General features: G+C 52.8%; 10 protein-coding genes and 2 rRNA genes. All 12 read left to right on the top strand.

Annotation, left to right across the window (positions count from 1 at the left end; all coding sequences use genetic code 11):
- Position 1 precedes the first annotated feature (1 nt).
- The 12 genes from obgE to NST26_RS25085 all read left to right on the top strand — a co-directional run bounded on the left by obgE (position 2) and on the right by NST26_RS25085 (position 16,001).
- Complete coding sequence (gene obgE / locus NST26_RS25140) at positions 2–1,309, top strand: GTPase ObgE (RefSeq protein ID WP_036725896.1); 1,308 nt, start codon at positions 2–4, stop codon at positions 1,307–1,309.
- A gap of 213 nt (positions 1,310–1,522) precedes the next feature.
- Positions 1,523–2,701, top strand: coding sequence for an SPFH domain-containing protein (locus NST26_RS25135; protein ID WP_340980065.1), 1,179 nt, complete (start codon positions 1,523–1,525; stop codon positions 2,699–2,701).
- 5 nt (positions 2,702–2,706) lie between these two features.
- Positions 2,707–3,453 (top strand): hypothetical protein, encoded by a 747-nt coding sequence (locus NST26_RS25130; RefSeq protein ID WP_340980063.1) that lies wholly within the window; start codon positions 2,707–2,709, stop codon positions 3,451–3,453.
- A gap of 15 nt (positions 3,454–3,468) precedes the next feature.
- The gene (locus NST26_RS25125) at positions 3,469–4,224 is read left to right on the top strand and encodes a hypothetical protein (RefSeq protein ID WP_340980061.1); all 756 of its coding nucleotides are present in this window, start codon (positions 3,469–3,471) and stop codon (positions 4,222–4,224) included.
- 175 nt (positions 4,225–4,399) lie between these two features.
- The gene (locus NST26_RS25120; RefSeq protein ID WP_036698990.1) at positions 4,400–4,837 is read left to right on the top strand and encodes an ACT domain-containing protein; all 438 of its coding nucleotides are present in this window, start codon (positions 4,400–4,402) and stop codon (positions 4,835–4,837) included.
- Between the two features lie 8 nt (positions 4,838–4,845).
- Positions 4,846–6,132 (top strand): homoserine dehydrogenase, encoded by a 1,287-nt coding sequence (locus tag NST26_RS25115; RefSeq protein WP_036725890.1) that lies wholly within the window; start codon positions 4,846–4,848, stop codon positions 6,130–6,132.
- 64 nt (positions 6,133–6,196) lie between these two features.
- A complete protein-coding gene (gene thrB / locus NST26_RS25110; protein WP_036725886.1) occupies positions 6,197–7,177 on the top strand; it encodes a homoserine kinase in 981 nt (326 codons plus the stop codon).
- On the top strand, positions 7,174–8,061 hold the full coding sequence (gene pheA, locus NST26_RS25105; RefSeq protein ID WP_036725885.1) for a prephenate dehydratase: 888 nt from the start codon (positions 7,174–7,176) through the stop codon (positions 8,059–8,061). Before thrB ends, pheA begins: the two co-directional genes overlap by 4 nt.
- Positions 8,062–8,065: 4 nt before the next feature.
- Positions 8,066–8,947, top strand: coding sequence for a branched-chain-amino-acid transaminase (gene ilvE, locus NST26_RS25100; protein WP_209877020.1), 882 nt, complete (start codon positions 8,066–8,068; stop codon positions 8,945–8,947).
- A 214-nt stretch (positions 8,948–9,161) separates the two neighbouring features.
- Positions 9,162–10,706 carry a LysM peptidoglycan-binding domain-containing protein gene (locus tag NST26_RS25095; protein WP_340980060.1) on the top strand — a complete coding sequence of 515 codons (1,545 nt, stop codon included), beginning with the start codon at positions 9,162–9,164 and terminating at the stop codon, positions 10,704–10,706.
- A gap of 462 nt (positions 10,707–11,168) precedes the next feature.
- A 16S ribosomal RNA gene (locus tag NST26_RS25090) occupies positions 11,169–12,729 on the top strand.
- A 343-nt stretch (positions 12,730–13,072) separates the two neighbouring features.
- A 23S ribosomal RNA gene (locus tag NST26_RS25085) occupies positions 13,073–16,001 on the top strand.
- The 16S and 23S rRNA genes sit together here, the layout of an rRNA operon.
- Positions 16,002–16,067 lie beyond the last annotated feature (66 nt).

Below are 16,067 nucleotides of genomic sequence, written 5' to 3'. Positions count from 1 at the left end.
TATGTTCGTAGATAAGGCTAAGGTTTATGTAAAAGGCGGAGACGGCGGAGATGGTCTCGTAGCATTTCGCCGGGAGAAGTATGTGCCGGATGGCGGTCCTGCCGGCGGGGATGGCGGCCGCGGGGGAGATGTGATCTTCCGCGTGGATGAAGGCTTACGGACCTTGATGGATTTCCGTTATCAGCGGCACTTCAAGGCTGATAAGGGAATTAAGGGGCGCAACAAGAGCCAGCACGGGGCCAATGCCGATCATATGATCGTGCGGATTCCACCGGGAACCGTGTTGATTGATGATGATACCCAGGAGATCCTTGCCGATTTAACCCGTCATGGGCAACAGGTTGTAGTGGCCCGCGGCGGCCGGGGCGGCCGGGGGAATACCCGGTTTGCGACGGCGAACAATACGGCGCCGGAGCTGGCTGAGAACGGGGAAGAGGGCCAGGAGCGTTACATCGTAATGGAGCTGAAGGTCATGGCGGACGTAGGCCTTGTAGGCTTCCCTAGCGTGGGCAAATCTACGCTGCTGTCGGTCGTATCCGCTGCCCAGCCGAAGATCGGAGCGTACCACTTTACCACCATTACCCCGAATCTGGGTGTAGTGGATGTCGGAGACGGCCGTAGCTTTGTGATGGCAGATCTGCCTGGACTGATTGAAGGCGCGAGTGAAGGGGTGGGCCTGGGACATGAGTTCCTGCGCCACGTCGAACGGACGCGTATCATCATTCATGTCGTGGATATGTCCGGCTCGGAAGGCCGCGATCCTTTTGAAGACTGGGTACTGATTAACGATGAGCTGAAGCAGTACAATGCGGCGCTGATTGACCGTCCGCAGATCGTGGCGGCGAACAAGATGGATATGCCTGATTCCGAGGAGAACCTGGCTTCCTTCCGTGAGCGTGTCGCGGAGCTTCGCCCGGACCTTGAGATTATGCCGATCTCTTCACTGACCCGTCAGGGCGTTCAGGAGCTGCTCTACCGTGCTACAGATATTCTTGACAGTATTCCTGTGGCTCCGGTGGTGGAAGAAGTGGCCGGCAAAGAGCGCAAGGTTTATAAGCTGGAAGCGGAAGAGGATAACTCATTCACGATTACCCGTGACAACGAGGCCTTTGTAGTCAATAGTCCGCGGATTGAGCGGATGATTAAGAGAATGCAGCTAAGCACACATGATGCGATTCTTAGGCTGGCCCGTACTTTGCGTCACATGGGTGTGGATGCCGAGTTGCGCAGACGCGGCGCTGTGGAAGGTACGATCGTGCGCATTGCTGATTTTGAATTCGAATTTGTCGAGAACAGCAGCTACTATTAATAGAGAAGTAAGGTTACCGGCTGTATCTTCCGAGAGGGGGATGCGGCCTTTTTTTATTGCTTAACAGGTGGCAAAGCTATTTTTGCTAATAAAGTTTTCTTTATAAATCTGGATTAATTTACTACAATCATTATATAAGCGACGTTAAGTTGAATCCAAAGGGTGTAATCTGCGTATATCATACATACCTGTCAGGAAAGAGGGAATGGACAGATGGCAATTATTGAAGTAGTCAAATATGACGGGCCTCCGGGTGTCTTTGCCTGGAAGTATCCGAATCAGGAGCTGGGGACCTGGACACAGCTGATTGTGAATGAATCCCAGGAAGCGATTCTGTTCAAGGGTGGAGAGGCGCTGGATTCCTTCACAGCCGGACGCCATACCTTAAGCACAGCGAATATTCCGATTCTGTCGAATGTGGTGAACCTGCCGTTCGGCGGCAAGTCTCCGTTCACCGCAGAGATATGGTTTGTGAACAAGCTGAACTCCATGAATGTGAAGTGGGGGACCAGTGCGCCGCTGCAGCTGCAAGACCCTAAGTACAAGCTCATGGTAGCGGTCCGCGCTTTCGGACAGTTTGGGGTCCGGATCGAAGATCCCCGCAAATTCCTGCTGAAGCTGGTAGGGACGCTGCCGGTCTTCGATCAGGATACGATGATTAATTATTTCCGCGGTCTGCTGATGTCTAATATTAACGAACTTATTTCTTCTTATCTGGTGCACAAAAAAATCAGCATCCTGGAGATCAACGCCTACGTGGTTGAAATCTCCAAGCATATTCAGGGGCGCTTGTCCTCCTCGTTCCTGGACAGCGGTATTGAACTTAATAATTTCTATATTGATTCGATCAATATTCCCGATGATGATCCGGCAACCCAGCGTCTCAAGGAAGCCTTGGCCAAAAAAGCGGAGATGGACATTATCGGCTTCACCTACCAGCAGGAACGAAGCTTCGACGCTATGGAGGAGGCAGCAGGCAATCCGGGCAATGCAGGCGTGGGCATGATGAATGCGGGGCTGGGGCTCGGCATGGGCTTTGGGCTGGCGGGGCCTGCGGCTGAGATAGCTACCCGGATGACCCGTAGCATGTCTCTGGACGGCAGTACTGGCAGCCAGCCGGCACCTCCTGCTGCTTCTAAATCCTGCTCGGACTGCGGAACCCTTAATCCGGCAGATGCACGCTTCTGTACCGGCTGCGGCCGCAGTCTGCAATCCCCGCCGGCTGCGGAGGATAAGGTATGCCATAGCTGCGGCAAGGCGGTCATCCCAGGTGCCAAATTCTGTCCGCATTGTGGAGAGGGCCTGATCCTTAAGTGTACGGGCTGCGGGCATGAGCTGAAGCCCGGACAGAAATTCTGTCCAGAGTGCGGTACCAGAGCGGCTAACGGGTGAGCGCGATGCAGAGGCATAGGTCATATACGGGTCTTGTTACTGGCATTTATGTTGCTGTTCTGGCAGTTACTGCGGGTACCTTCTTCACGTTTGGATTCTCGGAATCGCTGCTGCGCTTCGTAGTGACTCTGCTTGCTGTAGGTATGGCAGAGACTGTGGTCTATGTATATTGCATGCTCTGGCTGCGCCGTGCTGCTGAAGCGGGCCGGACTTCACCGGTATTCATAAGCGGAGCTGTAATTATAGCATTCTATCTGGCTGCGGTACTTGCTTCGGCTATTCTGCTGGACTGGCTTCTGGAGCTGAGTCCGCTCTGGTATGCGGGAGAACAGCTGCTGATCCTGATTGTAGCTTCCATTGTACTTGTGGCTACAGGGGGGTATGGGCGGAATGCCGCATCCGGGGAGCGCAGAGCTGCGGACGCTTCGCGGAGTCTGCGTACTCACATGCAGGAGCTGCAGGAGATCAGAGGGATTGCCGGCACCTGGAAGCATTCTGAGGCAAGCAGGCTGGTGGAACTGCTTGAGGCTCTGGAGGAGAAATTCCGCTATAGTGACCCGGTATCGAGACCAGGATTGTATGCAACCGAAGACATCATTAGGCAGCAGATCTCTCTGCTGCATGACCATGTGGCGCTGCTGCTTGTCCTGAAGGAGCTGCCGGCCAGCTGGGACACGGAGACAGAAGAATTAACCGAGAGTATTGCCGGCACGCTCCAGCGGCGTAACCTGGAGCTGGCGGGGCTTAAATAGGAGGAGTAGACAGCAATGGGGATAGGGAATCAGCCGGGCGGACTACTGCCGGGCCGGGAAGGGCAGCCCTCTGATAGTCTGCCTAAGTATGAGCGGACCACTTTTGATGTTGTAACTATCGGCGCCGGATATTTGTTTATGCCGTTGGGACTTGCGCTTGCGCTGGTACGCATGCTGAGCACCCATTATAAAAATTACCGCAAGCCCGTCAATTTTAGTCTGTTGTTCCATGTATTTGTAGGCGGCTTCGTGCAGTTGATGGGAATTGTCGTCAATTCCATCTTCAGTGAAGTCGCCGTTGATACTGGTACGTTAATTGGAATGTTAATTATGTTCTCATTGATAACGCTTCTGCCTGCGGCCGTATTTGCCAGAAGCGCAGCCAAAGCCAGATTCCGCTTCTCGCAGCTCGCCAATCAGTATGTACATCTGATCACGGTGGAGAGAGTCCGCTATACCGGGAATCTGGCGGACCGTACCGGGCAAAGTGAAGGGGATGTGAATAGAGACCTTCTCTATCTGCAGAAGTACGGGGTGCTGGACTCCGGGCTTCTCTTCCATGAGGGAGCGGATGCAGTGCCGCAGGCCCAGGCGGGGCAGGCAGATGCATCTCCCTTCTCGCAGCCTGCAAGGCAGCCGTCCTATCAGCAGCCGAGGCCGCAGCAGCTTCCCAAATCTGTCCGCTGTCCCGGCTGCGGGGCACAGAATACGGTAGCTCCCAACCAATCTACTAGCTGTGATTACTGCGGAACGACCATCGCCTACAGCTGAAGCGTTACAGCAGCTATAAGTATTTTCTTGGATTCCTGCAGGTGAAGGCTGTTCCTCCTAGCTAATAGGGGGACAGCCTTTTCCGCATGTTTGCAGAAAGTTATTGCAATAAAAGCCTTCAATCCCGTATAATGTCCACTATGTACATACAAAAGTCTTTGGGGTGAGGACGTTCGTGAAAGAACGCTATTATTTGGTCCGGGAGGACATTTTGCCCGATGCGGTGCTGAAGACCATGCAGGTCAAGCAGCTGCTGGAAGCAGGAGATGCCAAAACCGTACACGAGGGCGTGGAACAGGTCGGGCTTAGCCGCAGTGCTTTTTATAAATACAAAGATGGGATACACTTAATTCATCAGCTGGAGCGCGAGCGCATTGTGACGATCTCGATTGATCTGGAGCACGAGTCGGGCATGTTGTCCAAGGTGCTCGGTTCGGTGGCTGTTCACGGGGCGAATGTGCTGACAATCCATCAGAGTATACCGCTGCAAGGACGGGCGAACGTGGTGATCTCTGTCGAGATCTCCCATCTGAATGAAGAGCTGGGCGACTTGCTGGACAGTCTCAAGGCAATTCCCGGTGTGAAGCGTGCGTTAATTATTGGTCAGGGGTGAGAATACGAATGAAGCCGGTTAAAGTAGGTCTGCTGGGTCTGGGTACTGTGGGTACGGGTGTTGTCCGTATTGTGGAAGGAAATCAGGAGGATTTGAGCAGCCAGGTCGGCTCGCCGATCCTGATTGAACGGATTGCCGTGAAGAATACGGAGAAGCCGCGTGATATCGAAGTGGACCCGTCCAAGATTACTGATGATCCATGGGCCGTTATCCGCGACCCGGAGATTGATGTCATTGTTGAGGTCATGGGCGGGGTCGCAGGGACGAAGGAGTACATTCTGGAGGCACTGGAGCGCGGCAAGCATATCGTAACAGCCAATAAGGACCTGATGGCCCTGCACGGCTCGGAGATTCTGGCCAAGGCACAGGAGAAGCAGTGCGATGTGTTCTATGAAGCAAGTGTGGCGGGAGGCATACCGATTATCCGCACGCTGATCGAAGGCTTTTCCTCGGATAAGATTATGAAGATTATGGGGATTGTGAACGGGACAACCAACTACATCCTCAGCAAAATGAGCCAGGAAGGCGCATCTTACCTCGACGCACTGCAGGAAGCGCAGGAGCTGGGATATGCCGAGTCTGATCCGACGTCCGATGTGGAGGGACTGGATGCAGCCCGCAAGATGGCCATTCTGGGCACGCTGGGCTTCCGGACCAATGTAGAGCTGAGCGATGTCAGTGTAAGCGGGATTTCCGGCGTCAGCAAGGAGGATATGGCTTTTGCCAAACGGCTGGGGTACGAGATGAAGCTGCTCGGGATTGCAGAACGCCAGGATGAAGAATTCAGCATTAGCGTCCAGCCTACAATGATCCGTACGAACCACCCGATTGCCTCCGTGAACGGCGTCTTTAATGCGGTATATGTATATGGTGAGGCTGTAGGAGAGACGATGTTCTACGGTGCGGGGGCAGGGGCGATGCCTACGGCAACCTCGATTGTGGCGGATCTGGTGGCGGTCATCAAGAACCTGAAGCTGGGGGTCAACGGGCTTAAGCAGATTGTGCCGTACAAGCAGAAGAAGCTGAAGAGCGACGAGGATATTTATTACAAGAACTTCCTGCTGCTTCATGTCGATGACAAGGCGGGTGTACTGGCGAAGATTACCCAGGTGTTTGCCGAATATGATGTCAGTCTGGATTCCGTTGTGCAGCAGGCCAATCCTAATAATCCTGATGCCGAAATTATCATTGTCACACATAACGCCAGCAGAGCGAGTATGAACAAAGTGCTGCGCCATCTGGAGCAACTGAATGTCATTCACCGCATCAAAAGCCACTACCGTGTAGAAGGCTAACTATCGCAGGTGTCCATGGAATACAGGGCTTGCGCGCAAATATAATGAAGGAGATTTACCCGCCATGAGTATTTACGGAAGGTCTAGAGTGAAGGTTCCTGCGAGCACGGCCAACCTCGGTCCGGGCTTCGATACGCTGGGCATGGCTCTGTCGCTGTATGCCTGGATTGAAATGGAGGAAGCCGCTGAAACGGTGTTTCATCTGTATGGAGATGAGATGGCCGGTCTTCCCCGGGACAAAAGCAATCTGCTCTACAAGGTTGCGCAAATGGTATTTGCAGAGGCCGGGGTCCAGGTTCCGGAGTTGTCCATCTCCATGTATTCGGAAATCCCGCTCACCCGCGGGCTGGGCAGCAGTGCTTCGGCCATTATTGGCGCGCTGGCTGCGGCGAATGCTATGATAGGTTCACCGCTGAGTCAGGCGAAGCTGTTCGATATGGCTACAGCGATCGAGAAGCATCCCGATAATGTCGGAGCGTCGCTCTTCGGGGGAATTATTACGGCCGTATGGGATGGCGAGCATGCCGATTACATCCGGATTGAGCCGCCGCAGGAGCTGGAATTCCTGGTGGTCATTCCTGAATTCGAGCTGGAGACCGTCAAGGCCAGAGAGGCGCTGCCTGCGGAGGTTACGCTCGGCGATGCTGTTCATAATATCAGCCGTACCTCGCTGCTCACCGCAGCGTTAGCCGCAGGCCGGCTGGACCTGATTGGCACAGCGATGCAGGACCGGCTGCATCAGCCCTACCGTGCACCGCTGGTGCCTGGGATGGAGAAGCTGCTGGCGGAAGCGCCCGGCCATGGTGCGCTGGGCATTGCGCTTAGCGGTGCAGGCCCGACATTGCTGTGCATGGTGGACCGCAAGGAGGCGCGGAAGCAGGAGCTGGAGCTGTTTTTGACAGAGACTATGCAGGAGAACGGGATTTCTGCCCGTACCGTATGGCTGTCCCCATGCACCACAGGTGTCACGGCAGAGCTGCTTGAAAGAAACGGGATGCAAAACGAATCATTTTTGGATATGATAAAAGGAGAATTACAGTCATGAAATCGATAGCGTTATTGCCTCAGGGCTCCGTCTCGCATGAAGCGCTGCTGCATTTATTTGGCGGTAACCCTGCTCATCTGGAGCATCATAAGCTCATATCCGATGTCTTTCTGTCCACGGCTGGCGGAGTCACCGATTACAGCGTCATTCCGATTGAGAACACGATAGAAGGCTCGGTCAGCCTGCATATCGACTGGCTCATTAATGAAGTGAACCTGCCGATGCAGGCGGAGTGGATTTTCCCGTCGATACAGAATCTGATCAGCTGTCCGCAGGAATTCACGAAGGAGAACGGGGACAAGGATTATACCAAGATTGTCAAGATCCTGTCCCATCCGGTGGCTATGGCGCAATGCACGCAGTTCATCCGTAAGGCTATGCCCTGGGCTGAGCTGGAGTCTGTGGGAAGCACCTCTGAAGCGGTGGAGATTGTGAAGGGCAATCCCGGTAAAGGCTGGGCTGCCATCGGTACCGCGCTTGGAGCCGCTACGCACGGGCTGGAGGTTGTGGAACGCCAGATTACAGACCATAATAACAATTACACACGGTTCGTGCTGGTTGGTCCGCAGAAGCTGGAGCTTCCACAGAAGAGCAGTGGAGACAAGACGAGTATTCTTGTTACGCTGCCCGAGGATTTCCCTGGTGCACTGCATCAGGTGCTGGCTGCTTTTGCCTGGCGTAAGCTGAACTTGTCCCGTATTGAATCACGGCCGACGAAGAAGAAGCTGGGTACTTATTATTTCTATATTGATGTGCTGGAACCGATAGAATCGGTACTGCTCCCGGGTGCGATTGAAGAGATCAAAGCCTTGGGCTGTCAGGTACGGATTCTAGGGTCCTATCCCACATACACCTATGAGGAAGAGAAAGCGGAGGTGCAGTAAGTTCATGGCTGAGCAATGGATCTATCTGGATGGACAACATGTAACGAAGGACAAGGCAATGGTGTCCGTATTCGATCACGGTTTTTTATATGGAGACGGAATTTTTGAAGGTATCCGTATTTATAACGGCAACATCTTCAAGTGCAAGGAGCATCTGGACAGGCTGTATGATTCGGCGAAGTCGATTATGCTGGACATTCCGCTGGCCTATGATGAGATGCTGGAGGCCATGGCCGAGACAATCCGCCTGAACGAAATGCGGGACGGCTACATCCGGCTGATCGTATCACGCGGTCCCGGCAACCTGGGTCTTGATCCGCGCCGCTGCCCCAAAGCAAGTGTGATCATCATTGTTGAGCAGCTCGCGATCTACCCGGAACAGGCTTATCTGAACGGACTTCGTGCCGTTTCGGTGTCCCAGCGCCGCAATATCCCGGATGCGCTGAATCCGAAGATCAAATCGCTGAACTATCTCAACAATATTCTGGTGAAGATTCAGTCGAATCTGGCGGAAGCCGATGAAGCGATCATGATGAACGCTCAAGGGTATGTAACCGAAGGCTCCGGCGATAATATCTTCATTATCAAAAGAGGGGTAGTCTATACACCGCCTTGTTACCTGGGTGCCCTGGAGGGAATCACCCGTCTGGCGATCATTGAGCTGTGTGAGAAGCTGGGACTGCCGCTGAAGGAAGAGCCGTTCACCATGCATGATGTCTATATTGCCGATGAAGTCTTCTTCACCGGAACAGCGGCTGAAGTTATTGCTGCCCGTGAGATCGACGGCAGAGTCATTGGTTCCGGCCAGGCCGGGCCGATTACCCTGCAATTGCTGGAAGAATTCCGCAATGTGGTTGATAAAGACGGATATAAGGTTTGGGAATAGTACAGAAATTTCGCGTGAGCGAATAGAGAAAAATCCTTTCATGCCAAGCATGGAAGGATTTTTTTTGCATATAGGGATGTCATTCGCCCATGGGCTGCATAAGATGTAGTAACGAAGGAGGCGGCTGTACCGCAACTACCGAATCTGGAGGGCTATCATCCCTGAACCGGGGTGCAGTGCCGATCAATAGATACTTTTAGGAGGTAAATGCTGCGTGAAAATACACATTGTTAAGCAAGGTGATTCGCTGTTTGCGTTATCACAGAAGTATGGAGTGCCGCTGCAAAAAATAATTGAGGCCAATCCGCAAATCACCAATCCAGATGTGCTTGCTGTAGGAGACAAGGTTAAGATCCCGGCTGCGCCCGTAGCTCTGCCTGTTCCGGACAACAACGATATCTACTATAAGCATACAGTCAAGCAAGGCGATACCTTATGGAAGCTCTCCAAGGCTTGGGGAGTTACACTCAAGGATATGATCGATGCCAACCCGCAGCTTAAGAACCCTAATGCACTGATGACGGGTGAAGTCGTGAATATCCCTAAGAAAGTCAGTACCTCTCCAATCCAGGCCCAATCCATCGATCCGGTAAAAGCTAATACGACCCCAATTCAGGCTCAGTCCACCGCTCCGGCAGTGGTCGATAAAACGGCGATTGGCGGTAAAACCTACACTGGTGTCATCGAAAAGCCGGCTCCCGCACCTGCGCCAGTTCCTGCACCTGCTGCAGAAGCAGTCCCTATCCCGTTGGCGGTGCCTGCACCTAACCCTGCACCTAACAAAGCGCCGGAAGTCAAGCCCGTTCAGGAAGCCGTCTATGAGAAACAAAGCTTGTATGTGCAAATCTCTGTTCCCGCGCAGGAAGAGAAAACCAAAGAAGTGCATCATAAGTCAGAGGTTCAGCCTGCCGCCTGGGATGAGGGTAAAACCTCGCCTTGGGGAAAGAGCGATGGCTACCCCGGCCTTAGCGAGAATCCGTATTTTATGAATTATGCACCCGTATATCCCGTATATGAGCCAATGGCCAATATGAATTTGAACAATATGAATATGAACAATATGAATAACGCTCCAAGTTATGTTCAGCCTGCAGCATTTATGCCGGAATGCCCGCCGTTCTATGCTCAGCCGGTTAATCCTTGTCCGCCTGGACAATACCCCGGAGCATGGTATCCTAATGCAGAACCGGATTATAACAATGTGAATATGTCAGCAGTCAGCCCTGTCAGTGACAATGCTGCGTTTGCTCCGCAGTATCAGAGTGAGCAGGTTAATCTTCCGTGGCCTTCCTGCGGATGCGGCGCAATGTCGATTCAGCCCTATCCTTATGAGCAGCCGATGTATAACGGGTATCCGGTGTACGGCATGCCGCAGATGGGGATGGTTTCTCCTTATGCTGGAGGAATGAATGCCATGCCTAACGCGGTGTCACCGATGTATGAACAGCCTATGGTATCGAATATTCCGCCATATCCGGCTTATCCGGGCATGGAGAATTTCGCCCACAACCGCGTACCCGAGATTCAGATTCCTGAGCCTGTGGTTGAGGAAGCGGAGGAGGTGCCGGATAAGGGGCGCACTGAGGCCACAACAGCAAAGGATACAAAACCAGGGAAATCCAAACCGGCAGCGGCAAAAGCGAAAACCTCCAGCCAGAACTCTGCCGCCAAGGATAAGGCCCACTCCAAGCCGCGTTCGAGCTCAAGCGGACGTTCAAGTACAGATAAGAAGAATCAGACTCCTTGGATTCCCAATTAAGAGGATAGTCCCTAAGAGGAGAGTTGCACATGCAGGTCCTGCTAGATATGAGGGCCGGCATGTGTTTTTGGGGCATGGTTATACAGGTACAGAGGCTTGTATAGGATATCTATGAAAGTCTATAGTACTATCTCGAAAATAGTAGAAATTAAGGGTTGTTAGCAGGGATATATAATGTTATATTATATATCCAATCGCAAGGCGGGTGCCTTGCACAAGGTTGGACATGTTGCTCTGATGAATACACACTTTGCTTCATTGAAAATAAGTGTTGCATTCAGAAGAAGAACATGTTATATTATAAGAGTTGCTGGTGACGACAACGTCGACACTAACAACGAGCTTGATCTTTGAAAACTGAACAACGAGTGAGTATCGGAGATCGCTTCGGCGAGATCCAAAAATGAGAATGTAAATTCTCGTCAGATGTTTCAAAATGAGCAATCGCTCTTTCTAAATACCAATTTGGAGAGTTTGATCCTGGCTCAGGACGAACGCTGGCGGCATGCCTAATACATGCAAGTCGAGCGGAGTTTGAGAGGAAGCTTGCTTCCTTTCAAACTTAGCGGCGGACGGGTGAGTAACACGTAGGCAACCTGCCCTCAAGCCTGGGATAACTACCGGAAACGGTAGCTAATACCGGATAATTTCTTTTTTCTCCTGAGGAGAGAATGAAAGGCGGAGCAATCTGCTGCTTGGGGATGGGCCTGCGGCGCATTAGCTAGTTGGTGGGGTAACGGCCCACCAAGGCGACGATGCGTAGCCGACCTGAGAGGGTGAACGGCCACACTGGGACTGAGACACGGCCCAGACTCCTACGGGAGGCAGCAGTAGGGAATCTTCCGCAATGGGCGCAAGCCTGACGGAGCAATGCCGCGTGAGTGATGAAGGTTTTCGGATCGTAAAGCTCTGTTGCCAGGGAAGAACGTCCGGTAGAGTAACTGCTGCCGGAGTGACGGTACCTGAGAAGAAAGCCCCGGCTAACTACGTGCCAGCAGCCGCGGTAATACGTAGGGGGCAAGCGTTGTCCGGAATTATTGGGCGTAAAGCGCGCGCAGGCGGTTATTTAAGTCTGGTGTTTAAACCTTGGGCTCAACCTGAGGTCGCACTGGAAACTGGGTGACTTGAGTACAGAAGAGGAAAGTGGAATTCCACGTGTAGCGGTGAAATGCGTAGATATGTGGAGGAACACCAGTGGCGAAGGCGACTTTCTGGGCTGTAACTGACGCTGAGGCGCGAAAGCGTGGGGAGCAAACAGGATTAGATACCCTGGTAGTCCACGCCGTAAACGATGAGTGCTAGGTGTTAGGGGTTTCGATACCCTTGGTGCCGAAGTTAACACAGTAAGCACTCCGCCTGGGGAGTACGGTCGCAAGACTGAAACTCAAAGGAATTGACGGGGACCCGCACAAGCAGTGGAGTATGTGGTTTAATTCGAAGCAACGCGAAGAACCTTACCAGGTCTTGACATCCAACTAACGAAGCAGAGATGCATCAGGTGCCCTTCGGGGAAAGTTGAGACAGGTGGTGCATGGTTGTCGTCAGCTCGTGTCGTGAGATGTTGGGTTAAGTCCCGCAACGAGCGCAACCCTTGACTTTAGTTGCCAGCAGGTGAAGCTGGGCACTCTAGAGTGACTGCCGGTGACAAACCGGAGGAAGGTGGGGATGACGTCAAATCATCATGCCCCTTATGACCTGGGCTACACACGTACTACAATGGCCGGTACAACGGGAAGCGAAGCCGCGAGGTGGAGCCAATCCCAGCAAAGCCGGTCTCAGTTCGGATTGCAGGCTGCAACTCGCCTGCATGAAGTCGGAATTGCTAGTAATCGCGGATCAGCATGCCGCGGTGAATACGTTCCCGGGTCTTGTACACACCGCCCGTCACACCACGAGAGTTTACAACACCCGAAGTCGGTGGGGTAACCCGCAAGGGAGCCAGCCGCCGAAGGTGGGGTAGATGATTGGGGTGAAGTCGTAACAAGGTAGCCGTATCGGAAGGTGCGGCTGGATCACCTCCTTTCTATGGAGAATCGTCTTCTGCAATGAAGACATTCAAATCGGAAGCTTTGCTTCCATAATAGAACCCTTGGGTTCGAATACTCACTCGTTGGTCAGTTTTGAGAGTTTAAGCTCTCAAGTAAGACTGTCTGTTATTCCGAACATCACAGCCGTGATTGTCCCGTAATAACAGCAACTTGATCCTTGAAAACTGGATACCGAAACGAATTTGCGTTTTAGAACATTCCTTTAAGCTGAACTTGTGTAAACAAGTTTTGAATTAATGGCGATGCTACGATGATCTTGATGGAAATACAGGCGTTGAAGAAATTCATTGTCCGATATTTTCCTGACGGAAAAATCGAGGTTAAGCTACTAAGAGCACACGGAGGATGCCTAGGCGCCAGGAGCCGACGAAGGACGTGGCGAACAACGAAACTGCCTCGGGGAGCTGTAAGCAAGCTTTGATCCGGGGGTGTCCGAATGGGGAAACCCAGCTGTGGTAATTCGCAGTTACTCGTATCTGAATACATAGGATACGCAGAGGCAGACCAGGGGAACTGAAACATCTAAGTACCCTGAGGAAGAGAAAACAATAGTGATTCCGTCAGTAGCGGCGAGCGAACGCGGAACAGCCTAAACCAAGGGGCTTGCCTCTTGGGGTTGTGGGACGTCTCACATGGAGTTACAAAGGAATAGGGTAGGTGAAGAGGTCTGGAAAGGCCCGCGATAGAGGTAAAAGCCCTGTAGCCTAAACTGTGTTCTCTCCGAGACGGATCCCGAGTAGTGCGGGGCACGTGAAACCCCGTATGAATCCAGCAGGACCATCTGCTAAGGCTAAATACTACCTGGCGACCGATAGTGAAACAGTACCGTGAGGGAAAGGTGAAAAGCACCCCGGAAGGGGAGTGAAATAGAACCTGAAACCGTGTGCTTACAAAAAGTCAGAGCCCTCTTTATGGGTGATGGCGTGCCTTTTGTAGAATGAACCGGCGAGTTACGTTTAACATGCAAGGTTAAGGTGAGAAGCCGGAGCCGCAGCGAAAGCGAGTCTGAATAGGGCGACTGAGTATGTGGACGTAGACCCGAAACCGTGTGATCTACCCCTGTCCAGGGTGAAGGTGCGGTAACACGCACTGGAGGCCCGAACCCACGCATGTTGAAAAATGCGGGGATGAGGTGGGGGTAGCGGAGAAATTCCAATCGAACTCGGAGATAGCTGGTTCTCCCCGAAATAGCTTTAGGGCTAGCCTCGGTGAATGGAGTGGTGGAGGTAGAGCACTGATTGGGTGCGGGGCCCGCAAGGGTTACCAAGCTCAGTCAAACTCCGAATGCCATTTACTTCTTGCCGGGAGTCAGACAGTGAGTGCTAAGATCCATTGTCAAAAGGGAAACAGCCCAGACCATCAGCTAAGGTCCCCAAGTGTGTGTTAAGTGGGAAAGGATGTGGAGTTGCACAGACAACCAGGATGTTGGCTTAGAAGCAGCCACCATTGAAAGAGTGCGTAATAGCTCACTGGTCGAGTGACTCTGCGCCGAAAATGTAACGGGGCTAAACACACCACCGAAGCTATGGCTAGATGCTTTGCATCTGGGGTAGGGGAGCGTTGTGTAGGGGTTGAAGGTGTACCGTAAGGAGCGCTGGACACTACACAAGTGAGAATGCCGGTATGAGTAACGAAAAGATCAGTGAGAATCTGATCCGCCGAAAGCCCAAGGTTTCCTGAGGAAGGCTCGTCCGCTCAGGGTAAGTCGGGACCTAAGGCGAGGCCGACAGGCGTAGTCGAAGGACAACAGTTTGAAATTACTGTACCACCGTAATCCGCTATGAGCGATGGGGTGACGCAGGAGGGTAGTGACGCGGACTGATGGATGTCCGTCTAAGCAGTGAGGCTGGTGTGCAGGCAAATCCGCACATCGTTAAGGCTGGGCTGTGATGGGGAGCGAAAATTATAGTAGCGAAGGTCATGATCTCACACTGCCAAGAAAAGCCTCTAGTCAGGAGAAGGTGCCCGTACCGCAAACCGACACAGGTAGGCGAGAAGAGAATTCTAAGGCGCGCGGAAGAACTCTCGTTAAGGAACTCGGCAAAATGACCCCGTAACTTCGGGAGAAGGGGTGCCTCGGTAGGGTGAATAGCCCGAGGGGGCCGCAGTGAAAAGGCCCAAGCGACTGTTTAGCAAAAACACAGGTCTGTGCGAAGCCGCAAGGCGAAGTATACGGGCTGACGCCTGCCCGGTGCTGGAAGGTTAAGGGGAGCGGTTAGGGGTTAAACCCGAAGCTGTGAACCGAAGCCCCAGTAAACGGCGGCCGTAACTATAACGGTCCTAAGGTAGCGAAATTCCTTGTCAGGTAAATTCTGACCCGCACGAATGGCGTAACGACTTGGGCGCTGTCTCAACGAGAGATCCGGTGAAATTTTAATACCTGTGAAGATGCAGGTTACCCGCGACAAGACGGAAAGACCCCATGGAGCTTTACTGCAGCTTGATATTGAATTTGGGTACGATCTGTACAGGATAGGTGGGAGCCGTGGAGGCAGGAGCGCAAGCTTCTGCGGAGGCGCCGTTGGGATACCACCCTGATCGTATCTAGGTTCTAACCTAGTGCCCTCATCGGGTACGGGGACCGTGTCAGGCGGGCAGTTTGACTGGGGCGGTCGCCTCCTAAAGAGTAACGGAGGCGTTCAAAGGTTCCCTCAGAATGGTTGGAAATCATTCGCAGAGTGCAAAGGCATAAGGGAGCTTGACTGCGAGACCTACAAGTCGAGCAGGGACGAAAGTCGGACTTAGTGATCCGGTGGTACCGCATGGAAGGGCCATCGCTCAACGGATAAAAGCTACCCTGGGGATAACAGGCTTATCTCCCCCAAGAGTCCACATCGACGGGGAGGTTTGGCACCTCGATGTCGGCTCATCGCATCCTGGGGCTGAAGTAGGTCCCAAGGGTTGGGCTGTTCGCCCATTAAAGCGGTACGCGAGCTGGGTTCAGAACGTCGTGAGACAGTTCGGTCCCTATCTGTCGTGGGCGCAGGAAATTTGAGAGGAGCTGTCCTTAGTACGAGAGGACCGGGATGGACGTACCGCTGGTGCATCAGTTGTTCCGCCAGGAGCATGGCTGAGTAGCTACGTACGGACGGGATAAGCGCTGAAAGCATCTAAGCGTGAAGCCCCCCTCAAGATGAGATTTCCCAGTATGTAAGACCCCTTGAAGACGACGAGGTAGATAGGTTGGAGGTGGAAGTGCAGCAATGCATGGAGCTGACCAATACTAATCGGTCGAGGGCTTATCCAAAAAAAAATAATTCGCAGATTCGTTTCGGATTCAGTTTTCAGGAATCAATTTCCTGAAGCATTTACG

This window comes from Paenibacillus sp. FSL R7-0128, from assembly GCF_038002245.1.
Lineage (GTDB): Bacteria > Bacillota > Bacilli > Paenibacillales > Paenibacillaceae > Paenibacillus_AQ > Paenibacillus_AQ silagei.
Note: the sequence above shows the minus strand (reverse complement) of the source record. Positions and strands in the feature narration are given on the sequence as shown.

Coding starts and splice junctions, on each gene's coding strand:
- obgE (WP_036725896.1), top strand. CDS start 2: ATGTTCGTAGATAAGGCTAAGGTTTATGTAAAAGGCGGAGACGGCGGA.
- NST26_RS25135 (WP_340980065.1), top strand. CDS start 1,523: ATGGCAATTATTGAAGTAGTCAAATATGACGGGCCTCCGGGTGTCTTT.
- NST26_RS25130 (WP_340980063.1), top strand. CDS start 2,707: ATGCAGAGGCATAGGTCATATACGGGTCTTGTTACTGGCATTTATGTT.
- NST26_RS25125 (WP_340980061.1), top strand. CDS start 3,469: ATGGGGATAGGGAATCAGCCGGGCGGACTACTGCCGGGCCGGGAAGGG.
- NST26_RS25115 (WP_036725890.1), top strand. CDS start 4,846: ATGAAGCCGGTTAAAGTAGGTCTGCTGGGTCTGGGTACTGTGGGTACG.
- thrB (WP_036725886.1), top strand. CDS start 6,197: ATGAGTATTTACGGAAGGTCTAGAGTGAAGGTTCCTGCGAGCACGGCC.
- pheA (WP_036725885.1), top strand. CDS start 7,174: ATGAAATCGATAGCGTTATTGCCTCAGGGCTCCGTCTCGCATGAAGCG.
- ilvE (WP_209877020.1), top strand. CDS start 8,066: ATGGCTGAGCAATGGATCTATCTGGATGGACAACATGTAACGAAGGAC.